The 22,506-nt window shown below is 63.6% G+C and carries 20 protein-coding genes; 12 read left to right on the top strand and 8 right to left on the bottom strand.

All coding sequences use genetic code 11. The features are described 5' to 3' along the window. Positions 1-6: 6 nt before the first annotated feature. Positions 7-1,614: an ABC transporter substrate-binding protein gene (locus MJ643_RS06740; RefSeq protein WP_024087914.1), complete on the bottom strand. Its 1,608-nt coding sequence runs from the start codon at positions 1,612-1,614 to the stop codon at positions 7-9. 361 nt (positions 1,615-1,975) lie between these two features. Between MJ643_RS06740 and rpmB the strand changes: the two genes are divergently transcribed. Continuing rightward, the gene (gene rpmB / locus MJ643_RS06745) at positions 1,976-2,212 is read left to right on the top strand and encodes a 50S ribosomal protein L28 (RefSeq protein WP_003258972.1); all 237 of its coding nucleotides are present in this window, start codon (positions 1,976-1,978) and stop codon (positions 2,210-2,212) included. Between the two features lie 10 nt (positions 2,213-2,222). Then, complete coding sequence (gene rpmG, locus MJ643_RS06750) at positions 2,223-2,378, top strand: 50S ribosomal protein L33 (RefSeq protein ID WP_003253507.1); 156 nt, start codon at positions 2,223-2,225, stop codon at positions 2,376-2,378. A gap of 169 nt (positions 2,379-2,547) precedes the next feature. On the opposite strand, the gene MJ643_RS06755 is transcribed toward rpmG, so the two are convergent. Then, on the bottom strand, positions 2,548-2,907 hold the full coding sequence (locus MJ643_RS06755; protein WP_003258971.1) for a cupin domain-containing protein: 360 nt from the start codon (positions 2,905-2,907) through the stop codon (positions 2,548-2,550). Positions 2,908-3,103: 196 nt separating this feature from the next. On the opposite strand from MJ643_RS06755, the gene MJ643_RS06760 reads away from it, so the two are divergent. Together MJ643_RS06760 and MJ643_RS06765 are read left to right on the top strand one after the other, a co-directional pair. Next, complete coding sequence (locus MJ643_RS06760) at positions 3,104-4,597, top strand: aldehyde dehydrogenase (protein ID WP_013974786.1); 1,494 nt, start codon at positions 3,104-3,106, stop codon at positions 4,595-4,597. A gap of 141 nt (positions 4,598-4,738) precedes the next feature. Then, positions 4,739-5,878: an MFS transporter gene (locus tag MJ643_RS06765; RefSeq protein ID WP_023662014.1), complete on the top strand. Its 1,140-nt coding sequence runs from the start codon at positions 4,739-4,741 to the stop codon at positions 5,876-5,878. 37 nt (positions 5,879-5,915) lie between these two features. Here the strand turns inward: MJ643_RS06765 and MJ643_RS06770 are convergent, their stop codons facing one another. Both MJ643_RS06770 and MJ643_RS06775 read right to left on the bottom strand, forming a co-directional pair. Then, positions 5,916-7,472 (bottom strand): phospholipase D family protein, encoded by a 1,557-nt coding sequence (locus MJ643_RS06770; protein WP_041506317.1) that lies wholly within the window; start codon positions 7,470-7,472, stop codon positions 5,916-5,918. 60 nt (positions 7,473-7,532) lie between these two features. Further along, positions 7,533-8,963 (bottom strand): PLP-dependent aminotransferase family protein, encoded by a 1,431-nt coding sequence (locus MJ643_RS06775; RefSeq protein ID WP_208209238.1) that lies wholly within the window; start codon positions 8,961-8,963, stop codon positions 7,533-7,535. 178 nt (positions 8,964-9,141) lie between these two features. Between MJ643_RS06775 and MJ643_RS06780 the strand changes: the two genes are divergently transcribed. Further along, a complete protein-coding gene (locus MJ643_RS06780) occupies positions 9,142-9,372 on the top strand; it encodes a DUF1127 domain-containing protein (protein ID WP_013974782.1) in 231 nt (76 codons plus the stop codon). A 144-nt stretch (positions 9,373-9,516) separates the two neighbouring features. On the opposite strand, the gene MJ643_RS06785 is transcribed toward MJ643_RS06780, so the two are convergent. Next, positions 9,517-10,809, bottom strand: coding sequence for an FAD-binding oxidoreductase (locus MJ643_RS06785; protein ID WP_047595895.1), 1,293 nt, complete (start codon positions 10,807-10,809; stop codon positions 9,517-9,519). A gap of 130 nt (positions 10,810-10,939) precedes the next feature. On the opposite strand from MJ643_RS06785, the gene MJ643_RS06790 reads away from it, so the two are divergent. Further along, on the top strand, positions 10,940-11,293 hold the full coding sequence (locus MJ643_RS06790; RefSeq protein ID WP_013974780.1) for a YkgJ family cysteine cluster protein: 354 nt from the start codon (positions 10,940-10,942) through the stop codon (positions 11,291-11,293). A 2-nt stretch (positions 11,294-11,295) separates the two neighbouring features. On the opposite strand, the gene dadR is transcribed toward MJ643_RS06790, so the two are convergent. Then, positions 11,296-11,784 (bottom strand): transcriptional regulator DadR, encoded by a 489-nt coding sequence (dadR, locus tag MJ643_RS06795; protein ID WP_003258963.1) that lies wholly within the window; start codon positions 11,782-11,784, stop codon positions 11,296-11,298. A gap of 156 nt (positions 11,785-11,940) precedes the next feature. On the opposite strand from dadR, the gene dadA reads away from it, so the two are divergent. The 5 genes from dadA to MJ643_RS06820 all read left to right on the top strand — a co-directional run bounded on the left by dadA (position 11,941) and on the right by MJ643_RS06820 (position 17,820). After that, positions 11,941-13,245 carry a D-amino acid dehydrogenase gene (gene dadA / locus MJ643_RS06800; RefSeq protein ID WP_013974779.1) on the top strand — a complete coding sequence of 435 codons (1,305 nt, stop codon included), beginning with the start codon at positions 11,941-11,943 and terminating at the stop codon, positions 13,243-13,245. A gap of 146 nt (positions 13,246-13,391) precedes the next feature. Continuing rightward, positions 13,392-14,465: an alanine racemase gene (gene alr, locus MJ643_RS06805; RefSeq protein WP_024087910.1), complete on the top strand. Its 1,074-nt coding sequence runs from the start codon at positions 13,392-13,394 to the stop codon at positions 14,463-14,465. A gap of 109 nt (positions 14,466-14,574) precedes the next feature. Continuing rightward, positions 14,575-15,123 carry a cupin domain-containing protein gene (locus MJ643_RS06810; protein WP_013974777.1) on the top strand — a complete coding sequence of 183 codons (549 nt, stop codon included), beginning with the start codon at positions 14,575-14,577 and terminating at the stop codon, positions 15,121-15,123. A 154-nt stretch (positions 15,124-15,277) separates the two neighbouring features. After that, complete coding sequence (locus tag MJ643_RS06815; RefSeq protein WP_038408395.1) at positions 15,278-15,682, top strand: c-type cytochrome; 405 nt, start codon at positions 15,278-15,280, stop codon at positions 15,680-15,682. Between the two features lie 275 nt (positions 15,683-15,957). After that, the gene (locus tag MJ643_RS06820) at positions 15,958-17,820 is read left to right on the top strand and encodes an acetyl-CoA hydrolase/transferase C-terminal domain-containing protein (protein WP_024087908.1); all 1,863 of its coding nucleotides are present in this window, start codon (positions 15,958-15,960) and stop codon (positions 17,818-17,820) included. 110 nt (positions 17,821-17,930) lie between these two features. Here MJ643_RS06820 and MJ643_RS06825 read toward each other — a convergent pair whose 3' ends face one another. Both MJ643_RS06825 and rep read right to left on the bottom strand, forming a co-directional pair. Beyond that, positions 17,931-18,503, bottom strand: coding sequence for a xanthine phosphoribosyltransferase (locus MJ643_RS06825; protein ID WP_003253535.1), 573 nt, complete (start codon positions 18,501-18,503; stop codon positions 17,931-17,933). A 64-nt stretch (positions 18,504-18,567) separates the two neighbouring features. Next, positions 18,568-20,577, bottom strand: coding sequence for a DNA helicase Rep (gene rep, locus MJ643_RS06830; protein WP_015272320.1), 2,010 nt, complete (start codon positions 20,575-20,577; stop codon positions 18,568-18,570). A gap of 253 nt (positions 20,578-20,830) precedes the next feature. Here rep and MJ643_RS06835 point away from each other — a divergent pair, with 253 nt between their 5' ends. After that, the gene (locus MJ643_RS06835; RefSeq protein ID WP_024087907.1) at positions 20,831-22,498 is read left to right on the top strand and encodes a bifunctional diguanylate cyclase/phosphodiesterase; all 1,668 of its coding nucleotides are present in this window, start codon (positions 20,831-20,833) and stop codon (positions 22,496-22,498) included. The last annotated feature ends 8 nt before the right edge of the window (positions 22,499-22,506 follow it).

The raw sequence follows: 22,506 nt of genomic DNA on the forward strand, positions 1-22,506 counted from the left end.
GCAGGCTTACTTGTTCACAGACACCTTGCTGAAATCCAACCGCCCGAACGGGCTCACCTGATACCCCTCGACCCCTTGGCGCAGCAGGGCCGCCGCCGTCGGGTGCGCCAGCGGCACCCACAGCGCCTGTTGCTGAATCAAGGTTTGCGCCTGCTGGTAAAGCCGGCTGCGCACACTCTGGTCGTTGGTGGTGCGCCCGGCGCTGATCAACTGGTCCAGGCGGCTGTCGCAGAAGCGTGCGAAGTTGGTCCCCGACTTCACCGCGGCGCAGGAAAACTGCGGGCTGAGGAAGTTGTCCGGGTCGCCGTTGTCGCCCGCCCAGCCCATGAACAGCAGGTCATGCTCGCCCGCCTTGGCGCGACGGATCAGCTCGCCCCACTCGATCACGCGGATCTCGGCCTTGATGCCGATCTTGGCCAGGTCGGCCTGCAGCATCTGCGCACCGAGGCTGGGGTTGGGATTGAGCAGGCTGCCCGACGGGCGGGTCCAGATCGTGGTGCTGAAGCCCTCGGCCAGGCCGGCCTTTGTCAGCAGGGCCTTGGCTTTCTTCAGGTCCAGCGGGTAGCCGGGCAGGTCCTTGGCGTAGCTCCAGGTATTGGGCGGGTAGGGGCCGTTGGCGGCCACCGCGGAGTCTTCGAACACGGCCTTGAGGTAGGCCTGCTTGTCGAAGGCCAAGTTGATGGCCTGGCGCACCTCCGGCTTGTCCAGCGGCGGGTGCTGGCTGTTGATGGCGACGAAGGCGGTCATGAACGCCGGGGTGGTGGCCACCTTGAGGTTGCCGTCCTTGCCAGCTTCGGCAATGTCCAGCGGCTTGGGCGACAACGCGACCTGGCACTCGCCGCGCTTGAGCTTCTGCAGGCGCACGTTGGCATCGGTGGTGATGGCGAAGATCAGCGGGTCGACCGCCGGCTTGCCGGCGAAGTAGTCAGGGTTGGCGCGATAGCGTACTACGGCGTCCTTCTGGAAGCGCTGGAAGATGAACGGCCCGGTGCCGATCGGCTGGCTGTTGAGCTTCTCCGGCGTGCCGGCCTTGAGAAGTTTGTCCGCGTACTCTGCGGAGTAGATCGATGCGAAGCCCATGCTCAACGTGGCCAGGAACGTGGCGTCCGGGTGGTTGAGGGTGAAGCGCACGGTGTTTGGCGCGGGTGCCTCGATCGCCTTGATCAGGCTGCCTAGTTGCAGCGACTGGGCATGCGGGTAGCCGCCCGGCGCGGTCTTGTGCCAGGCATGGGCGGGGTAGAGCATGCGCTGGAAGCTGAACAGCACATCGTCGGCGTTCAGTGGGCGGCTTGGCTTGAAGTAGGCGGTGGTGTGGAAGTTCACATCATCGCGCAGGGTGAAGTCGTAGATCAGGCCGTCGGCCGATACCGTCCAGCTGGCCGCCAGGCTCGGCACCACCTTGCCTTGCGCCGCGTCGAACTCCACCAGGCGGTTCATCAGCACATCGGCTGTGGCGTTGGTGGTGGTCAGTGAGTTGTACTGCACCACGTCGAAGCCTTCGGGGCTGGCCTCGCTGCAGACGCTCAGCGGGGCGGCCTGGGCAACGCTGGCGGCGATCAGGGCGCCTGCGGCGAACAAGGAGTTGAACAATAAGGAAAGGGCGGCGGCACGCATAGTGGCTCCTTGGCTGTCAGTGGCCCATCTGCCAGTGCAGTCTGGAAAAGGCCTACCCTAGTGTGCCCGTCGGGAAATGACCACACCCTTTTTTACAAAATTGGCGACGAGCGGTCGACGGCTGGCGGGGCCTGCCGCTATGCTGGCCCGGCGCGTCGGGGCTCGTGTCAATATTCATCTAATGTTGTTGCGGCCGAGTCTTTCTGGTATAAAGCAGCGCTCTTTTCTAGGGGCTCGGCCTGTCGCATCAGCGAATGCGGCCGATAAGACCTCCAGAATCACGGCGCCCAGGCGCCAAAGACTGAGAGATTAAGCGGCCAACCCATGCCGGGTTGGGCATGTGGTTTTAGAGGGCTGAGTCATGTCGAGAGTCTGTCAAGTTACTGGTAAGGGTCCAGTAACCGGGAACAACATTTCCCACGCAAACAACAAAACCCGTCGTCGTTTCCTGCCGAACCTGCAGCACCACCGTTTCTGGGTTGAATCCGAGAAGCGTTTCGTGCGTCTGCGCGTATCTGCCAAAGGCATGCGCGTTATTGACAAGCGTGGTATCGACGTAGTGCTGGCCGAGCTGCGCGCTCGCGGCGAAAAGTTCTAAGGAGAACGTCATGCGTGAATTGATCCGTCTGGTTTCGAGTGCTGGCACTGGCCACTTCTACACCACCGACAAGAACAAGCGCACCACTCCGGACAAAATCGAGATCAAGAAATACGATCCGGTTGTTCGCAAGCACGTGGTGTACAAGGAAGCCAAGATCAAGTAATTGATCGGCGACCTGAAAAAACCCGCCTCCGAAAGGATGCGGGTTTTTTTATGCCTGTTCGGGCCTCTTCGCGGGCTTGCCCGCTCCCACAGGTACATCACGGCCCCTGAGAGCAGTGAGTTCCCTGTGGGAGCGGGCAAGCCCGCGAAGAGGCCGGCACAGCCTCAGATCATTTCTGCTCGAACATCACATAGATCTTGCGGCAAGGCTCCAGCACCTCCCAGGTGCCCTTGAAGCCGGCCGGGATGACAAACCGGTCACCGGCACGCAGGGTCTTGGCTCCGCCGTCCTGGTCACGCAGCACCGAAACGCCCTGGACGATCTCGCAGTACTCATGCTCCGTGTAGTTCACCGTCCACTGCCCGACCTCGCCTTCCCACACGCCCGCGGCAAACTGCCCGCACGGGCTGGAATAATGATTGTAGACCGCCTGGTCTGGCTCGCCCTTGAGGATTTTTTCCGCCGCCGGGCGGTAGCGTTCGGCCTCGGTAATGACCTGCGCGAAGTCGATTATGCTGTCGATACTCATGGTTCGGCTCCTGTTGTTGTTTAATAAAATGCACATGAGTAGGCTTTTGAGCCTTTCGTGTCAAATATATTGATAGTTTACACCGGCTGGTTTAGGGTGTCGGTAGCCAAAATGCCCTCGACGCTGGGGCAGAATTCTGACAACGCCTGTGAGTCCTCAGTGCGGCGTTGCACCTAAACAAGAGGAGGAGTTTCGTATGACCACCCTGACTCGTGCGGACTGGGAACAACGTGCCCAGCAACTGAAGATCGAAGGCCGTGCCTTCATCAACGGCGAATACACCGATGCCGCATCTGGTGAAACCTTCGAGTGCCTGAGCCCGGTCGACGGACGCTTCCTGGCCAAGGTTGCCAGCTGCGACCTGGCTGATGCCAACCGCGCTGTGGAAAACGCCCGTGCCACCTTCAACTCCGGCGTGTGGTCGCAGCTGGCCCCGGCCAAGCGCAAGGCCAAGCTGATCCGCTTCGCCGACCTGCTGCGCAAGAACGTCGAAGAGCTGGCGCTGCTGGAAACCCTGGACATGGGCAAGCCGATCGGCGACTCCTCCAGTATCGACGTACCTGGCGCGGCCAATGCCATCCACTGGACTGCCGAAGCCATCGACAAGGTCTACGACGAAGTCGCCCCGACCCCGCATGACCAGCTCGGCCTCGTCACCCGCGAAGCGGTGGGTGTGGTCGGTGCCATCGTACCGTGGAACTTCCCGCTGCTGATGGCCTGCTGGAAGCTCGGCCCGGCCTTGGCCACCGGTAACTCGGTAGTGCTCAAGCCGTCCGAAAAGTCGCCGCTGACGGCCATTCGCATCGCCCAGCTGGCCATCGAAGCTGGTATCCCGGCTGGCGTGCTGAACGTGCTGCCAGGCTACGGCCACACCGTGGGCAAGGCCCTGGCCCTGCACATGGACGTCGACACCCTGGTATTCACCGGTTCGACCAAGATCGCCAAGCAGCTGATGGTTTACGCGGGCGAATCGAACATGAAGCGCATCTGGCTGGAAGCCGGCGGCAAGAGCCCGAACATCGTCTTCGCTGACGCTCCGGACCTGCAAGCTGCCGCCGAAGCTGCCGCCAGCGCCATCGCCTTCAACCAAGGCGAAGTGTGCACCGCCGGCTCGCGCCTGCTGGTCGAGCGTTCGATCAAGGACAAGTTCCTGCCGATGGTGGTCGAGGCCTTGAAAGGCTGGAAGCCAGGCAACCCGCTGGACCCACAGACCACTGTCGGTGCCCTGGTCGACACCCAGCAGATGAACACCGTGCTGTCGTACATCGAGGCTGGCCACAAGGACGGCGCCAAGCTGCTGGCCGGCGGCAAGCGCACCCTGGAAGAAACCGGTGGCACTTATGTCGAGCCGACCATCTTCGACGGCGTGACCAACGCCATGAAGATCGCCCAGGAAGAAATCTTCGGCCCGGTGCTGTCGGTGATCGCCTTCGATACCGCCGAAGAAGCCGTCGCCATTGCCAACGACACGCCGTATGGCCTGGCCGCTGGCATCTGGACTTCGGACATCTCCAAGGCCCACAAGACCGCCCGCGCCGTGCGTGCTGGCAGCGTCTGGGTCAACCAGTACGACGGTGGCGACATGACCGCGCCGTTCGGTGGCTTCAAGCAGTCGGGCAACGGCCGTGACAAGTCGCTGCATGCACTGGAGAAGTACACCGAGCTGAAGGCGACCTGGATCAAGCTGTAATCCAGGGGGCCGCCTAGCTGCCCATTCGCGGGTAAACCCGCTCCCACAGGTACTGCACCGCTCTCAAGGGCGGTGGTGTACCTGTGGGAGCGGGTTTACCCGCGAATGGGCCATGGAAAATTCTTGGCCTGGGAGGCTGCAATGCGTTGGGGTACCTACTTCGCCGTACTGGCATCGGTGCTAAGCGTCGGGCTGGCACTCGGCGTGAGCATGCCGCTGGTATCCCTGCGCCTGGAGGCCTGGGGCTACGGCAGCTTCGCCATCGGTGTGATGGCCGCGATGCCGGCGCTGGGCGTGCTGGTAGGTGCCAGTCTGGCCAGTCGCCTGGCCGGCTGGGTCGGTGTGCCCTCGGCCATGCGCCTGTGCCTGTGGGGCGGGGCGCTGTCGATCGGCCTGGTCGCACTGTTGCCCAGCTACCCGTTGTGGCTACTGCTGCGGTTGCTGATCGGTATGTCGCTGACCGTGGTGTTCATACTCGGCGAAAGCTGGATCAATCAGCTGGTAGTCGAGCAATGGCGTGGCCGCCTGGTGGCGTTGTACGGCAGCAGCTATGCCCTCAGCCAGCTCGCCGGGCCGCTGCTGCTGGGCTTTCTCGGCTCGGATGACGACTTCGGCTTCTGGGCCGCTACCGGCCTGCTGCTGGTGGCGCCGCTGATTCTCCTGGGCCGTGGCGGGGCACCCAGCACAGAGGCCTGCAGCGTCACCTTCGGCGACCTGTTCGCCTTCTGCCGGCGCTTGCCGGTGATCGCCTGGGCCATTGCCCTGTTTGCCTCGTTCGAGGCAATGATCCTGACCTTGCTGCCGGTGTATTGCCTGCAACAGGGCTTCAGCACCGAAATCGCCCTGTTCATGGTCAGTACCGTGGTGGTGGGCGATGCAGTGCTGCAACTGCCCATCGGTGCGCTGGCCGACCATATGTCGCGGCGCGCCCTGTTCACCGGTTGTGCGGTGACCCTGCTGGTGTCCAGCCTGGCGATTCCGTTGCTGCTGCATTCACCGGCGATCTGGCCGCTGTGGGTGCTGTTCGGGGCCAGTGCAGGGGGCTTGTTCACCTTGTCGCTGGTGCTCATTGGTGAGCGCTACCGGGATGATGCGCTGGTGCGGGCCAACGCCCATGTGGCGCAGCTGTGGGGTATTGGCTGCCTGCTCGGGCCGCTGCTGGCCGGGGCCGGCAGCCAGTGGATCAGCGGGCATGCGTTGCCGTTGCTGATGGCTGCGGGGGCTGCGGGGTTGGTGGTGTTGACCCGGCGGCGCGGGGCGTTTGAGCCGGCTTCTGCCTGATGGATTTTGGGGCTGCAAAGCAGCCCCAAAATCGCCGCTACAACATCTTCTCCAGGCCAACCGCCTTGCTGATCCAGGCATTGAACCGCCGCCACATCCCGCCCGGTTCGGACGTGAGCATGCGTCGCCTGCCATTTTCCTCGGTCACCCACACCATCTGGTTACCCACCAGCGTCGGCTGGTAGCTCAAGGCCGGGGCCATGCCCTGTACCGCCAGCGCGCGGGTGTACTCGGCCAGCTCCGGGCTGTCCACCAGTACCCCGACCTCGGTATTCCACAACACTGAACGCGGGTCGAAATTGAACGAACCGATGAAGGTCTTGCGCCGGTCGAACACGATCGCCTTGCTGTGCAGGCTCGAGTCCGAACTGCCATGGAAGCTCAAGCTGTGTCGGGCGCTGGGGTCACCGGGTTGGCGGCGCAGCTCATACAGTTGTACGCCATGCTCCAGCAGTGCCCGCCGGTATGGTGCATAGCCGCCATGCACTGCCGGCACGTCGGTGGCCTCCAGCGAGTTGGTCAGCAGCTTGACCGAGATACCCGCGTCGGCGCTGTGGGTGAGGTACAGCAGGCCGGACTCGCCGGGCACGAAGTACGCCGATACCAGGATCAGCTCGCGTTGCACCTTGCTCAAGTCAGGAGCCAGTTGCTGGGTCAGCAGTAGTTGCGGGTCCGGTTCGTCATCGGCCAGCACCTTGCTCGGCGCATCCCACAGCGCCTGGGCATGGGCCCATATCAGTTCGTTGCGCCACACATCCAGGCGCGGCTGCGACTGGTAGGCCATCAAGCGGTCATACAGGGCTTTGCGTTGGGTCCTGGCTTCGGCCAGTGAAATTTCCAGGCGGTGGCGGCTGGCGCGGAGGTCGCTGGCATCCGGGTCGCGCCAGAGAAAGTCGGTAATCGGCCGGCTCAGGGCGCTGTTCCAGTATTGGTCGAAACTGTGGCCGAGCTGTTCGGCCACCGGGCCGACACCCAGCAAGTCGATGTCGGTGAAGTTGAGGTTGGGTTCGGCATCGAAATACTCGTCGCCCAGGTTGCGCCCGCCGACGATGGCCATGCTGTTGTCCACCAGGAACAGTTTGTTGTGCATGCGCCGATGCTGGCGCGACAGGTTGAACAGGCGGCCCACCGCGCGCGTCACGCCGGTGCTGCGGCCCAGGTGTAGCGGGTTGAACACCCGTATCTGGATGTTCGGGTGGGCATCGAGGGTGCCCATGATGACGTCCAGGCCATCGCTGGTGGTGTCGTCGAGCAGGATGCGCACACGTACGCCACGGTCGGCGGCGCGCAGCAGTTCATGCACCAGGGCGCGGGTGCTGAGGCCATCGTGGACGATGTAGTACTGCAGGTCGATGCTCGCCTGGGCGTTGCGGATCAGTTCGGCACGGGCGCGGAACGCCTCGTTGCTGTTGGGCAGCAGGCGAAAGCCCGAGCGGCCGTCGTACGGCGCGGCCTGGCGCAGTACCGAGCGGCCGAAGGCCGAGTCGTTGGCGGGTAACGCCTGGCTGGTTTCGCGGGGCGTGCCGACGCTGGCACAGCCGGCAAGACCAAGCAGTAGCACCAGCAGCAGAGGCAGGGCTCGCTGGAGTCTCAAGGGTGGATCGTCCTGTGCAGCAAAGGCTTAAATGGTTGGACCGTGGCGGGCGGCGCAAAGTTACGCGCCGGCGCTTTCTTCTTCCAGTAGACGAAGGGCGGTTTCACCAACCCTGCGCACGGCAGCTTCGATCTGCGGCGTGGGCCGTGCGGCGAAGTTCATGCGCAGGCAGTGGCGGAACTTGCCCGAGGCCGAGAAAATACTGCCCACGGCAACCTGCACGTCCTGCTCCAGTAAAGCCCGGTTCAGGCGCAGCGTATCGAAATGTTCGGGTAATTCCACCCACAGCATGAAGCCACCTTGCGGTCGACTGACCCGGGTGCCCGCCGGGAAGTAGCGGGTCACCCAGTCGCTCATCAGGTCGCGGCCACGCTGGTACTGGCTGCGCATGCACCGTACGTGGGGCTGGTAGTGCCCGCCGGCGATGAAGTCGGCAATGGCCAACTGCGGCTGGCTGGCCGTGCTTCCGGTGCTGATGTATTTCATGTGAAGCACCCGCTCCAGGTAACGACCGGGCGCTACCCAACCAACCCGCAGGCCGGGGGCGAGGGTCTTTGAGAAAGAGCTGCAGAGCAACACGCGGCCGTCGTCGTCAAACGACTTGACGGTGCGTGGGCGCGGGTAGGTGTAGGCCAGGTCGCCGTATACATCATCTTCCAGGATGGCCACATCGTAGCGCTGGGCCAGGCTCAGCAGTGCCTTCTTGCGAGCCTCGGGCATGATGTAGCCGAGAGGGTTGTTGCAGCTGGGGGTGATCTGGATGAGCTTGATCGGCCACTGCTCCAATGCCAGCTCCAGTGCCTCCAGGCTGATGCCGGTAACCGGGTCTGTGGGGATTTCCAGGGCTTTCATGCCCAGGCCCTTGAGGGTTTGCATGGCGCCGTGGAAGCTGGGGGAGTCGACCGCGACGATATCGCCCGGCTCGCATACCGCTCGAATGCTGCAGGACAGCGCCTCATGGCAGCCAGTGGTAATCACCAGGTCAGCCGGGCCAAGGCGGCAGCCGGAGTCGAGCATCAGCCGGGCCACCTGTTCGCGCAGGGCCATGTTGCCGTGGATGTTGTCGTAGTACAGCCCGGGCATGTCCTGCCGCCGGCTCAGTTGGGCAAGGCTGCGCAGCAGTGGCTTGAGTGTGGGGCTGTCGATGTCAGGCATGCCGCGACCGAGTTGAATCACGCCCTGGCGTGGGGTACTGCGCACCAGCTCCAGCACCTGCTCCCATTGCGAGATGTCCACCGGGCGCTGGGCCGGGCGGCTGACGGCGGGCAGGGCCGGCAGGTGGCGGTGGTCGTTGACGAAGTAGCCGGACTTGGGCCGGGGCGAGACCATGCCGCTGTCTTCCAGCATGCGGTAGGCCTGCTGCACGGTGCTCAGGCTGACCCCGTGCTCCACACTCAGGGCGCGCACTGACGGCAGGCGCTGGCCGGGGCGGTAGAGGCCCTGTTCGATACGGGCACCGAGCAGTTCGGCGAGGTTCAGGTAAAGGGTCACGGCATACTCCTGCGCTGCAATAGTGTGGCGACCGGTACAGTTGCACTGAAAATACAGCATTCAGTCGGCCTGCGGCCAATTCTGTATGGGAATAATAAGGCTGTATTGGATCTGTATTGCCGGTGCTGTCGACGCGCATGCTTTCTCCACAGTATCAACTGAACGAGAGGATGCGGTGATGGGTGGCATGAGCGATGTGCGCTTGCAACTGTTGGCCAAGGAACTGGAAGCCGAGCAGCAAGCCAAGGTGTTCAACGCGCCGGAAGGGTTGGGGCGTTGGGGGCTGATGCTGCATCGCTGGCACACCCGCAGGGCGCTGCTGCAGTTGACTGATGACGAGTTGCGCGATATAGGGCTGAGCTGGGAGCAGGCTCGGGCCGAAGGGCGTAAGCCCTTCTGGAAGGACTGATGCGATCGTTGTGGGAGCGGCCTTGTGTCGCGAAAGGGCCGCACAGCGGCCCCAGGATATTTGCATCACTGCATGAATTGCCGGGGCTGCTTCGCAGCCCTTTCGCGACACAAGGCCGCTCCCACAAGGGGCAGTGCGCAGCTTTCAGATCAGCTCTTTCAGGCGATGCCACAGCATCCCCAACGCCAGCAGCGGCGAGCGCAGGTGCTGGCCGCCGGGGAAGGTGATGTGTGGCACCTTGGCAAACAGGTCGAAACGCCCGCTTTCCTGGCCGCTGATGGCCTCGCCGAGCAGGCGTGCAGCCAGGTGGGTGGCGTTGAGCCCATGGCCGGAGTAGGCCTGGGCGTAATACACGTTCGGCTGGCTTGCCAGGCGGCCAACCTGCGGCAGGCGGTTGGCGCCGATGCCGATCATGCCGCCCCACTGGTAGTCGATGCGCACGTCGGCCAGTTGCGGGAACACCTTGAGCATCTTCGGCCGCATATAGGCGGCGATGTCCTTCGGGTCGCGGCCCGAATAGTGGCAGGCACCGCCGAACAACAGGCGCTGGTCGGCGGACAGGCGGTAGTAGTCCAGTGCCACGCGCTGGTCACATACCGCCATGTTCTGCGGTAGCAGCGAACGGGCACGTTCTTCGCCCAGTGGCTCGGTGGCGATGATGTAGCTGCCGGCTGGCAGCACCTTGCCGCCCAACTCGCGGTTGAGGTCGTTATGGTAGGCGTTGCAGCACAGCACCAGGGTTTTGGCGCGTACCCGGCCTTGGGCGGTGTGCACCTGTACTTCCGGGCCGTAGTCGATGCGTGTGACCTCGGACTGCTCGAACAGCTTCACGCCCAGGCGGCTGGCCACGGCAGCCTCACCCAGGGCCAGGTTGAGCGGGTGCAGGTGCCCGGAGCCCATGTCGACCAGCCCGCCGACATAGCAGTCGGCGCCGACCACGCTGTGGATATCGTCCTTGCCGACCAGGCGCAGTTCATGTGCGTAGCCAAGGCTGCGCAGTTCTTCAGCATCCTCGGCAAAGCCCAGCAGCTCGGCGGGTTTGTTGGCCAGGTCGCAGTAACCCCAGGTCAGGTCGCAGGCGATGGCATGCCTTTCGACGCGCTCGCGGACGATCTGCACCGCTTCCAGGCCCATCAGTTTCAGGCTGCGCACGCCTTCCTCGCCGATGATCGGTAGGAATTGCTCCAGGCCGTGGCCGACGCCACGGATCAGTTGCCCACCATTGCGCCCGCTGGCGCCCCAACCGAGCTTGCGCGCCTCCAGCAGGATGACCGAAAAGCCGCGCTCGGCCAGTTCGATGGCGGTGTTCAGGCCCGAGTAGCCGCCGCCAACGATACACACATCGGCGCTGTGCTCGCCCTGCAGGAAGGAGTGGTCGGGGTGTGGCGCGCTGCTGGCGGCGTAGTAGGAGGCGGCGTGCTGCGCGCTGTGGATCATTGGGCAGGTCCTGAGGCTGGTGGGCTGAGGGGAGGAGGATAAGCCGGGGTAGGGTGGTGGGCAACAAGGCGAGGGCTGCGCCTGCGAATGGGCCTATAATCTGGCCAATTTCCTAGTTTTGAACCCAGCCATGTCCTGCAACCGCCACAAGATCCACTTCCTGCGCGAACTCATCCCTTCCTTCGAGTGCGAGCCCGGCTGCCACGACTGCTGCGGCCCGGTCACCACTTCGGCGGAAGAAATGGCCCGCCTGCCGCGCAAGTCCCAGGCCGAGCAGGACGCCGCCCTGGAGCGCCTGGACTGTGTGCACCTGGGCCCCAACGGCTGCACGGTGTATGAAGAGCGCCCGATGATCTGCCGCCTGTTCGGCACCACCCCGCGCCTGGCCTGCCCGCGTGGCCGTGGCCCTGAACAGATGATCGAGCCCGCTGCCGAGCAGCTGGTCCACCAGTTCATTGCCACCACCCGCCAAGTGCTGGTCTGACTTCAGTCCGGGATCGGCAGGCAAAGGCTCTCCTTCACCTCTTCCATCACGATGTAGCTCTTCGATTCGCGCACGTGCGGCAGCTTCAGCAGGATGTCGCCGAGCAGTTTGCGGTACGAGGCCATCTCGGAAATACGCGCCTTCACCAGGTAGTCGAAGTCGCCTGAAACCAGGTGGCATTCCAGCACGTGGGGCAGTTTCAGCACCGCGCGGCGGAACTCCTCGAAGGTGTCGCCCGATTTGTAGTCCAGGCTGATTTCCACGAACACCAGCAGGCTGCCCTTGAGGTGCTGCGGGTTAAGGCGGGCGTTGTAGCCCATGATGATGCCCTCGCGCTCCAGGCGGCGGACCCGCTCGGTGCAAGGGGTGGTGGAAAGCCCAACTTTCTCGCCCAGTTCGGTGAAGGAAATACGCCCGTCATTCTGCAGGATACGCAGGATGTTACGGTCGATCTTGTCCAGTTCACGCTTGCTCTGGTGCTGGGTTCTCATAGGGGATGCCCCTCCGTGAAAGGCGATTTTGCCGAGAATTCTCGCCAATAATAGGCTTTTATATAGTGAATTGCACTGCCTTCAAATTCCTATACTGCGCGCATTCATGCCATTTCAATAAAAGTCTGCGGCGCGCCGCGTGCGAGGGATAAAACGATGCGAGTTCTGGTACTTGGTAGCGGTGTGATCGGAACCGCCAGTGCCTACTATCTGGCCCGGCAAGGTTTCGAAGTAACGGTGGTCGATCGCCAGCCGGCGGTGGCCATGGAAACCAGCTTTGCCAACGCCGGCCAGATCTCGCCCGGCTATGCCTCGCCCTGGGCCGCCCCAGGCGTGCCGCTGAAGGCCATCAAATGGCTGCTGGAGCGCCACGCGCCCCTGGCTATCAAGCTCACCGGCGACGTCGACCAGTACCTGTGGATGGCACAGATGCTGCGCAACTGCACCGCCAGCCGTTACGCGGTGAACAAGGAGCGCATGGTGCGCCTGTCCGAGTACAGCCGTGATTGCCTCGACGAACTGCGCGCCGAAACCGGCATCGCCTACGAAAACCGCAGCCTGGGCACCACCCAGCTGTTCCGTACCCAGGCCCAGGTGGATGCCGCGGCCAAGGACATTGCCGTTCTGGAGCAGTCCGGCGTGCCTTACGAGCTGCTTGACCGCGACGGCATTGCCCGCGTCGAACCGGCCCTGGCTGGCGTCAAGGACATCCTGGCCGGCGCCCTGCGCCTGCCAAACGACCAGACTGGCGACTGCCAGCTGTTCACCACCAAGCTTGCCGAAATGGCCGTGAAGCTGGGCGTGGAGTTCCGCTTCGGCCAGGACATCCAGCGCCTGGACTTCGCGGGTGACCGCATCAATGGCGTATGGATCGACGGCAAGCTGGAAACCGCCGACCGCTACGTGCTGGCGCTGGGCAGCTACTCGCCGCAGATGCTCAAGCCGCTGGGCATCAAGGCCCCGGTGTACCCGCTGAAGGGCTACTCGCTGACCGTGCCGATCACCAACGCCGACATGGCCCCGACCTCGACCATTCTCGACGAGACCTACAAGGTTGCCATTACCCGTTTCGACAACCGTATCCGCGTCGGCGGCATGGCTGAGATCGCCGGTTTTGACCTGTCGTTGAACCCGCGTCGGCGCGAAACGCTGGAGATGATCGTCAACGACCTTTATCCTCGCGGCGGTGATCTGAGCCAGGCTAGCTTCTGGACCGGCCTGCGCCCGGCGACCCCGGACGGCACGCCGATCGTTGGTGCCACGGCGTTCCGCAACCTGTTCCTGAACACCGGTCACGGTACTTTGGGCTGGACCATGGCGTGCGGCTCCGGTCGCCTGCTGGCCGACCTGATTGCGCGCAAGAAGCCGCAGATCAGTGCCGAAGGCCTGGACATTTCCCGTTATGGCAACAGCCCGGAAGTGGCCAAGCACGGGCAGACTGCGCCGGCTCACCAGCAGTAATAGCCTGCACCGGCCTCTTCGCGGCTAAAGCCGCTCCCACAGGGATCGCATGTGCTTGGGCATTGTGCGGTCCCCTGTGGGAGCGGCTTTAGCCGCGAAGAACCCAACACCGTTTTCAACCTGTGAACCACCATAAGGCAGCCGCCATGCGTCCCGCCCGCGCCCTGATCGACCTCCAGGCCCTGCGCCACAACTACCGTCTGGCCCGTGAACTGACCGGTTCCAAAGCCCTCGCCGTGATCAAGGCCGACGCCTACGGCCACGGCGCCGTGCGCTGTGCCCTGGCCCTGGAGGCCGAAGCCGACGGCTTTGCCGTGGCCTGCATCGAAGAAGCGCTGGAGCTGCGCGCCGCCGGTATCAAGGTCCCGGTGCTACTGCTGGAAGGTTTCTTCGAAGCCAGCGAACTGGCCCTGATCGCCGAGCACGACCTGTGGTGTGTGGTGCACTCGCTGTGGCAACTGGAAGCGATCGAAAAGACCCAGCTGCACAAGCCGCTCACCGTCTGGCTCAAGCTCGACAGCGGCATGCACCGCGTCGGCCTGCACCCCAAGGACTACCACGAGGCCTACCAGCGCCTGCTGGCCAGCGGCAAGGTCGCGCGCATCGTGCTGATGAGCCACTTCGCTCGCGCCGACGAACTGGATGCCGACGCTACCGCCCAACAGATCGCCGTGTTCGAGGCCGCCCGCCAGGGCCTGGCCGCCGAGTGCAGCCTGCGCAACTCCCCCGGTGTGCTGGGCTGGCCGCAGGCCCCCAGCGACTGGGTGCGCCCGGGCCTGATGCTGTACGGTGCCACACCGTTCGAAGTGGCCCAGGCCGAGGCCGAGCGCCTGCAACCGGTGATGACCCTGCAATCGCGGGTGATCAGCGTGCGCGAACTGCCTGCCGGCGAGCCGGTGGGCTATGGCGCCAAGTTCGTCAGCCCACGGCCAACCCGCGTTGGTGTGGTTGCCATGGGCTATGCCGATGGCTACCCGCGCCAGGCGCCCAACGGTACCCCGGTGCTGGTCGCTGGCAAGCGCACACAACTGATCGGCCGAGTATCGATGGATATGCTCAGCATCGACCTGACCGACGTGCCGGAAGCCACCGTCGGCAGCCCCGTCGAACTGTGGGGCAAGCATGTGCTGGCCAGTGAGGTGGCTGCGCACGCGGGTACCATTCCGTACCAGATTTTCTGCAACCTGAAGCGAGTACCGCGGGACTACATCGGCGAATGACACGCTGAAGCGGACAGGTTGAAGGGCGGTGTGTTGTAAATACTGAACGGCATTGCCATGATATCGTTCACATCCACCCCCCTTTCCACCGTTTCAGGAGGCTCCAGCTTTGGACGTCGGCGAACGACTGCAAGCCATCCGCAAGCTCAAGGGCCTGTCCCAGCGTGAACTCGCCAAGCGTGCCGGCGTGACCAACAGCACCATCTCGATGATCGAGAAGAACAGCGTGAGCCCGTCGATCAGCTCGCTGCGCAAGGTGCTGAGCGGCATTCCCATGTCGATGGTCGAGTTCTTCTCGGTCGAACTGGAACCTGAAAGCCCCACGCAGATCGTCTACAAGGCTCATGAGCTGATCGATATCTCCGACGGTGCGGTGACCATGAAGCTGGTCGGCAAGTCGCACCCCAACCGTGCCATCGCCTTTCTCACCGAGGTGTATCCACCGGGTGCCGACACGGGCGCCGAAATGCTTACCCATGACGGTGAAGAAACCGGCATCCTGCTCGAAGGCCGCCTGGAGTTGGTGGTCGGCAACGAGATCTTCATCCTTGAAGAGGGCGACAGCTACTACTTCGAAAGCACCCGCCCGCACCGCTTTCGCAACCCGTTCGACCGGCCGGCGCGGCTGATCAGTGCGGCGACGCCTTCAAACTTTTGATCCAGCGCAGTGCATTGATTCGGCAATACCCCTTTCCCGTGTGGGGTCGTTTCACGGCATCTGGGTTCCCGCTATACTTTTCAACGCTCGCCGATCCGTGGCCGCGAGCGTGATTAGCCACCATGAGGGTGTTCGCGTGAACCAAATCAAGAAGATGCTGGCCGTACCAGCAGCCGTATTCGCCCTCTGGGCAATGAGCGCAACCGCTGCGACCAACGATGACATCGCCAAGCGCCTGGAGCCGGTTGGCCAGGTGTGCGTCCAGGGCCAGGAGTGCAAGGGCATGGAAGTGGCCGCCGCCGCAGGTGGCGGTGGTGCCAAGACGCCGGACGAGATCATCGCCAAGCACTGCAATGCCTGCCATGGCTCCGGCCTGCTCGGCGCACCGAAGATTGGCGATACCGCGGCGTGGAAGGAACGCGCCGACCACCAGGGTGGCCTGGACGGCATCCTGGCCAAGGCCATTACCGGCATCAACGCCATGCCACCGAAAGGCACCTGCGCAGACTGCTCGGATGACGACCTGAAAGGGGCGATCAAGAAAATGTCCGGGCTGTGAGAAACAGCTGAATTGCATGAGGCCCGCCATTGATGGCGGGCTTTGTTTTTGTGGTGCCTGTGCCGGCCCTTTCGCGGCTAAAGCCGCTCCCACAGGTACAGTGCAGGCTTCAAGGATTGTGGGGCCCCTGTGGGTACTCACAGGTGCAGCACAGGACTCAAGGGCAGTGAGGTCTCTGTAGGAGCGGCTTTAGCCGCGAAAGGGCCGGCACAGGCAACCAACCCACCAAAGCCCATGTCCAACCCCTGAACCCATGGATGTCTCAGGAGGCCCCGATGCACCTCTGCTCCATCGACCAGGCCGTCGAGCAAGTCCTGTCGCGCCTGCCAGCCCACATCCACATGGGCCTGCCGCTGGGCCTGGGCAAGCCCAACGCCTTCGTCAATGCGCTTTACGCCCGCATCCGCGAGCTGCCCGAACGGCGCCTTACTATCTACACCGCCCTGTCCCTCGGCCGCCCGCCACTGGGCGATGGCCTGCAGCGGCGCTTTCTCGAGCCCTTCGTCGAGCGCGTCTTCGCCGACTATGAAGAACTTACCTACCTCGCCGACCTGCGCAACGACAGCCTGCCGCCGAACATCCAGGTGGAACAATTCTTCATGCAGCCCGGCAGCCTGCTGCACAGCGATTCGGCCCAGCAAAGCTACATCAGCAGCAACTACAGCCACGCAGCACGTGACATCAACGCCAAGGGCCTGAACCTGATCGCGCAGTTGGTGGCCGCCACGCCCGAGAGACCGGTGCACCTGAGCCTGGCCTGCAACCCCGACATCACCCTCGACCTGCTGCCGATGATCGCCAAGCGCCGCGCTGCCGGCGAGACCATCCTCATGCTCGGCCAGGTGCATGCCGAGCTGCCTTACATGCCGGGTGACGCCGAGCTACCCATCGATACGTTCGACCTGCTGATCGATACAGCCGAGCAACGCCGCCTGTTCTCCACGCCGAACATGCCGGTCAACACCCAGGACCACTGCATCGGCCTGCACGCCAGCAGCCTGGTTCGCGACGGCGGCACGCTACAGATCGGCATTGGTGCCATGGGCGATGCGGTAGCTGCCGCATTGCTGGCGCGCCAGGGTGACAACGCCGGTTATCGTGCTGTGCTCGACGCGCTGGGTGTTGGCTCGTGGCAAGCGTTGATCGAACGGGAAGGGGGCCTGGATACCTTCGCCCAAGGCCTGTACGGCTGCAGCGAGATGTTCGTCAACGGCTTGCTGGCGCTGGCCGAAGCGGGCCTGTTGCGGCGCCCGGCGGACGAGCAGGTGGCGGCAGTGCTGCATGGCGGTTTCTTCCTCGGCCCCCAGGCGTTCTACCAGCGCTTGCGCGACATGCCGCTGGAACAGCGCGCACAGTTTGCCATGACTCGTATCAGCTTCATCAACGAGCTGTACGGGCAGGAGGAGCTCAAGCGCCGCCAACGCCGTGATGCGCGCTTCATCAACAGCGTATTCGGCATGACCCTGCTCGGCGCTGGGGTGGCTGACCAGCTGGAGGATGGCCGAGTACTCAGTGGCGTGGGCGGGCAGTACAACTTCGTTGCCCAAGGCCATGCGCTGGAGGGCGGGCGTTCGATCCTGCTGCTGCGCAGCTGGCGTGAGGCGGGCGGGGAGGTGACCTCGAACCTGTTCTGGAACTATGGCCATTGCACCATCCCCCGGCACCTGCGCGATATCGTGGTGACCGAGTACGGCATTGCCGACCTGCGTGGGCAGACCGACAGCGAGGTGATTGCGCGGTTGCTGGCGGTATGTGATTCGCGGTTCCAGCAGGGGCTGATCGAGCAGGCAAAGGATGCCGGCAAGCTGGCCAAGGATTTTCAACTGGAGGCGTGCTTTACCGACAATACGCCGCAGCGGCTGGAGGCGATCAGGGCGCGGCATTCGCGGTTGTTTCCGGAGTATCCGCTGGGCACGGACTTTACGGCTGAAGAGCGGGATTTGCTGCGGGCGCTGAACTGGTTGAAGAGCAAGTTCAAGCTGAGCGAGGTGCTGGAGCTGGGCAAGGCAGCGCTGGATGCGCCGGGGCCCGAGGGCTACGCGAGGCATCTTGTGCGGATGCAGCTGGATCAGCCGCAGGGGCTGAAGGAAGAGCTTTACCAGCGGTTGCTGCTGGCGGGTTTACAGGCTGCAAAATAAACACTCGGACATACTGTCCCCTGTGGGAGCGGGTTTACCCGCGAATGCGATGGCGCATCCCAAATCGCATTCGCGGGTAAACCCGCTCCCACAGAGATCGCGTAGCGGCCTTATTCGATGAAGGACACCACACCACCTTCCAGCGACTTCACCCGGGCCAGCGACTCGACGCGATAGCCCTGGCTGTCCAGCTCGGCACGGCCGCCCTGGAACGACTTCTCGATCACGATACCCAGGCCGGCCACGGTGGCGCCGGCCTGCTTGATGATCGAGATCAGGGCCTGCGACGCCTTGCCATTGGCCAGGAAGTCGTCGATCACCAGCACGCGGTCGCTGCTGTTCAGGTGACGCGGCGAGATGGCCACGGTGTTCTCGGTCTGCTTGGTGAAGGAATACACCGAGGCGGTCAGCAGGTTCTCGGTCAGGGTCAGCGACTGGTGCTTGCGGGCGAAAATCACCGGCACGCCCAGCTTCAGGCCAGTCATCACCGCCGGGGCAATGCCCGAGGCTTCGATGGTGACGATCTTGGTCACGCCCGCGTCGGCGAACAGGCGGGCGAACTCGTCACCGATCAGCTGCATCAGCGCCGGATCGATCTGGTGGTTGAGAAACGCGTCGACTTTGAGAACCTGATCGGAAAGCACGATGCCTTCTTCGCGAATCTTCTGATGCAGTGCTTCCACTTTGTTTTCCTCGATGTAGCAAAGGTGGCCGCAAATAGCGGCAAAGTTAAAGAGTAATGGTTGATCAGCGTTTGAGCATTGCCCGGATATCGGCCAAGGCGTTGTTGCCCCGTGCAGCCTTTACCTCGACCGGCGCATCGTCCAGGCCTTCCCAGGCCAGGTCGTCCGGTGGCAGTTCGTCGAGGAACCGGCTGGGCGTGCAGTCGATGATTTCACCGTACTGCTTGCGCTTGGCGGCGAAGGTGAAGGCCAGGGTCTGGCGCGCGCGGGTGATGCCCACGTAGGCCAGGCGGCGTTCCTCTTCGATGGTGTCGGCCTCGATGCTGGAGCGGTGCGGGAGGATTTCCTCTTCCATGCCCATGATGAACACGTATGGGAATTCCAGGCCCTTGGAGGCATGCAGGGTCATCATCTGCACACCTTCGGCGTTCTCTTCCTCTTCCTGCTGGCGCTCGAGCATGTCGCGCAGCACCAGCTTGCCGATGGCGTCCTCGATGGTCATGTCACCCTCTTCGTCCTTCTCGAGGGTGTTCTTCAGCGCTTCGACCAGGAACCAGACGTTGCTGATGCGGAACTCGGCCGCCTTGTCGCTGGCGGTCTGCTGGCGGATCCAGTTCTCGTAGTCGATATCGCGGATCATCTCGTGCAGCGCGGCAATCGGGTCTTCCAGGGCAACCTTGTGGCGCACCCCGTCCAGCCAATGCTTGAAGCGCTGCAAGCGCTCGGTATAGCGGGCGTCCAGATGCTCGCCCAGGCCAAGCTCCTCGCTGGCGGCGTACATCGAAATACCGCGTTCGGTGGCGTAGTTGCCGAGCTTTTCCAGGGTGGTGGAACCGATCTCGCGGCGCGGTACGTTGATCACCCGCAGGTAGGCGTTGTCATCGTCCGGGTTCACCAGCAGGCGCAGGTAGGCCATCAGGTCCTTGACCTCCTGGCGGCCGAAGAAGCTGTTGCCGCCCGACAGGCGATATGGCACCTGGTGGTGCTGCAGCTTCAGTTCGATCAGCTTGGCCTGGTAGTTGCCGCGGTAGAGGATGGCAAAGTCGCTGTACGGGCGGTTGGTGCGCAGGTGCAGGGTGAGGATTTCCATGGCCACGCGTTCGGCCTCGGCTTCCTCGTTCTTGCAGCGGATGACGCGGATCTCGTCGCCCACGCCCATCTCGCTCCACAGCTGCTTCTCGAACGCGTGCGGGTTGTTGGCAATCAGCACGTTGGCGCAGCGCAGGATGCGGCTGGTGGAGCGGTAGTTCTGCTCCAGCATCACCACCTTCAGGGAGGGGTAGTCCTCCTTGAGCAGCATCAGGTTTTCCGGCCGGGCGCCACGCCAGGCGTAGATCGACTGGTCGTCGTCGCCTACCACGGTGAACTGGTTGCGCATGCCGATCAGCATCTTCACCAGCAGGTACTGGCTGGCGTTGGTGTCCTGGTATTCGTCCACCAGCAGGTAGCGCACGCGGTTCTGCCAGCGCTCCAGCACATCGGGGTGCTCCTGGAACAGCTTGACCGGCAGCAGGATCAGGTCGTCGAAGTCCACCGCGTTGAACGCCTTGAGCGTGCGCTGGTAGTGGGTGTAGACGATGGCGGCAGTCTGCTCGCGCGGGTTGCGCGCCTTCTCCAGGGCCTCGGCGGGCAGGATCAGGTCGTTCTTCCAGGCACCGATCATGTTCTTGATCTCGTCGATGCCGTCGTCGCCGGAGTATTCCTTCTGCATGATGTCCGACAGCAACGCCTTGATGTCGGACTCGTCGAAGATCGAGAAACCCGGCTTGTAGCCCAGGCGCTCGTGCTCCCTGCGGATGATGTTCAGGCCCAGGTTGTGGAATGTGCACACAGTCAGGCCGCGGCCTTCCCCCGGGCGCAGCAGGGTGGCGACCCGTTCCTTCATCTCGCGGGCGGCCTTGTTGGTGAAGGTCATCGCCACGATGTACTGGGCACGGATGCCGCAGTTCTGGATGAGGTGGGCAATCTTGCGCGTGATCACGCTGGTCTTGCCCGAGCCTGCACCGGCGAGCACCAAAAGAGGGCCGCCGACATAGTCACGGGCTTCCTGCTGCCGGGGATTGAGTCGGGACATGCTAGAAACCGGGGGTCGCCAGAAAATAGCCGCGCATTCTAACAGGCATGGGGCGTTTGTGGCGCGACCGTCTGACGTCTGAGTCAAATATGTAAACGGGATTTGCCGGCTGGCGCAGTTTCGCGCAGGATGCACGACAAAATACGTCGGGATGCTACACCCGTAAAAACATGTATTAAATTGAAAATCATTTTCATTAATGCAGTAGCATACCTGGCAGTTTCCGTTGCACCGTGAAGCCTAAGGAGCCCGCTTGTCCACGCCTGTCGAACCATTGCGTTTGCTGCTGTTGGCCGATGAGCCGGAATGGGGCGCGCTGCTACGCGAGTGCATGCCTGCCCAGGGTGGCAGCGCCGTGCTGCTGACGGCGCCGAACTGGGACTCGGTCGACAGCCTGTTCAACCAGGACCGCCAGGCTGTCGTGCTGGCAACCCCGGCCCTGCAGCCCGCGCCTGGACGCTGCGAGCTGCCGACCATCCTGCTGCTCGACCACGAGCCTCAGTTAGCGCCCAGCGCCGTCAGTGACTGGCTGGTGCGTGACCAGCTCAATGCCGACACCTTGCGTCGCTCGCTGCGCCATGTGCGCGAGCGCGGCGTGCTGGTGGCCACCTTGCAGCGCCTGGCCGAGCAGGACCCGCTGACCGGCATCGCCAACCGCCAGGGCTTCCAGGCCTTGCTGACCGCGCGCCTGGCCGAGAACGACGGCCGTGGCCTTGCCCTCGGCCACCTGGACCTGGACAACTTCCGCCACGTCAACGACGCCCTTGGCCACCAGAGCGGCGACCGCCTGATCCTGCAGGTGGTGGCGCGGCTGAAACAGCAACTGGAGGCGGGCGACCAACTGGCGCGCCTGGGCAGCGACGAGTTCGCCCTGCTGATCGACACCCGACGCGACCCCAACCGTGCCGAGTGGATTGCCGAGCGGATTGTCGAGGCGTTGGCCGAACCCTACTGGATTGACGGCGAAAGCCTGCTGCTGGGCTGCAGCCTGGGCCTGGCCCATGCCCGCGCCCAGGGTGGTGCCGACCCGCTGATGTGGCATGCGCACATCGCCATGCGCCAGGCCAAGGGCAGCCAGGGTTGCACCTTCCATGTGTTCAACGAGCGTATCAATCGCAACGCCCGTAGCCTTGCCGATCTGGAAAGCGAATTGCGCCGCGCCCTGCGCCGGGACGAGCTGGAGCTGCATTACCAGCCGCGGTTGAACCTGGCCGACGGGCGCATCGTCGGCCTCGAGGCGCTGGTGCGCTGGCGGCATGCCGAGCGCGGCCTGTTGCCGCCCAGCGAGTTCGTGCCGCTGGCCGAGCAGAGCGGCCTGATCGTGCCGCTGGGCTACTGGGTGATTTCCCGAGCCCTGCGCGACATGCAGGCGCTGTGCGAGCGCGGCCTGGAGCCGCTGCACATGGCGGTCAACCTGAGCTTCCGCCAGTTTCAGGACAGCCAGTTGCTGGCGACCTTGAGCCGCCTGATTCTCGAACATGGTGTGGATGCCCGCTGGCTCGAATTCGAGCTCACCGAAACGGCGGTGATGCGCCGCAACGAGCTGGTACGCCAGACCATGGACGCCTTGGGGCGCCTGGGCGTGCGCTTCTCGCTCGATGATTTTGGTACCGGGTTCTCTTCGTTCGTGCACCTAAACAGCCTGCCGATCACCTTGCTCAAGGTGGACCGGAGCTTTGTCGCGGAGATGGAAATGCGCGAGGAGAACCGCAAGCTGGTGCACGCCATGATCAACCTGGCGCACAACCTCAACCTGGAGGTGGTGGCCGAAGGGGTGGAGAGCGAAGAGCAGATGGCGTTGCTGCGCGGGTTTGGCTGTGACCAGGTGCAGGGCTTCCTGGTCAGCAAGCCGCTGCCGGTGGCGGAGTTGATGGAGTTCTTGCTGCAGGCGACCGGCTGCCAGTTGGGCACAGCCCTTTAGGGCCCTTT

The organism is Pseudomonas sp. PNPG3 (genome assembly GCF_023093815.1).
GTDB classification, from domain to species: domain Bacteria; phylum Pseudomonadota; class Gammaproteobacteria; order Pseudomonadales; family Pseudomonadaceae; genus Aquipseudomonas; species Aquipseudomonas asiatica.

Bases quoted from the DNA above. Each gene is read 5' to 3' on its own strand.
- rep (WP_015272320.1), bottom strand. From the start codon at position 20,577: ATGTCCCGACTCAATCCCCGGCAGCAGGAAGCCCGTGACTATGTCGGC.
- MJ643_RS06780 (WP_013974782.1), top strand. From the start codon at position 9,142: ATGGGTGGCATGAGCGATGTGCGCTTGCAACTGTTGGCCAAGGAACTG.
- MJ643_RS06815 (WP_038408395.1), top strand. From the start codon at position 15,278: ATGCTGGCCGTACCAGCAGCCGTATTCGCCCTCTGGGCAATGAGCGCA.
- rpmG (WP_003253507.1), top strand. From the start codon at position 2,223: ATGCGTGAATTGATCCGTCTGGTTTCGAGTGCTGGCACTGGCCACTTC.
- MJ643_RS06765 (WP_023662014.1), top strand. From the start codon at position 4,739: ATGCGTTGGGGTACCTACTTCGCCGTACTGGCATCGGTGCTAAGCGTC.
- alr (WP_024087910.1), top strand. From the start codon at position 13,392: ATGCGTCCCGCCCGCGCCCTGATCGACCTCCAGGCCCTGCGCCACAAC.
- dadR (WP_003258963.1), bottom strand. From the start codon at position 11,784: ATGAGAACCCAGCACCAGAGCAAGCGTGAACTGGACAAGATCGACCGT.
- dadA (WP_013974779.1), top strand. From the start codon at position 11,941: ATGCGAGTTCTGGTACTTGGTAGCGGTGTGATCGGAACCGCCAGTGCC.
- MJ643_RS06760 (WP_013974786.1), top strand. From the start codon at position 3,104: ATGACCACCCTGACTCGTGCGGACTGGGAACAACGTGCCCAGCAACTG.
- MJ643_RS06820 (WP_024087908.1), top strand. From the start codon at position 15,958: ATGCACCTCTGCTCCATCGACCAGGCCGTCGAGCAAGTCCTGTCGCGC.
- rpmB (WP_003258972.1), top strand. From the start codon at position 1,976: ATGTCGAGAGTCTGTCAAGTTACTGGTAAGGGTCCAGTAACCGGGAAC.
- MJ643_RS06755 (WP_003258971.1), bottom strand. From the start codon at position 2,907: ATGAGTATCGACAGCATAATCGACTTCGCGCAGGTCATTACCGAGGCC.
- MJ643_RS06790 (WP_013974780.1), top strand. From the start codon at position 10,940: ATGTCCTGCAACCGCCACAAGATCCACTTCCTGCGCGAACTCATCCCT.
- MJ643_RS06785 (WP_047595895.1), bottom strand. From the start codon at position 10,809: ATGATCCACAGCGCGCAGCACGCCGCCTCCTACTACGCCGCCAGCAGC.
- MJ643_RS06740 (WP_024087914.1), bottom strand. From the start codon at position 1,614: ATGCGTGCCGCCGCCCTTTCCTTATTGTTCAACTCCTTGTTCGCCGCA.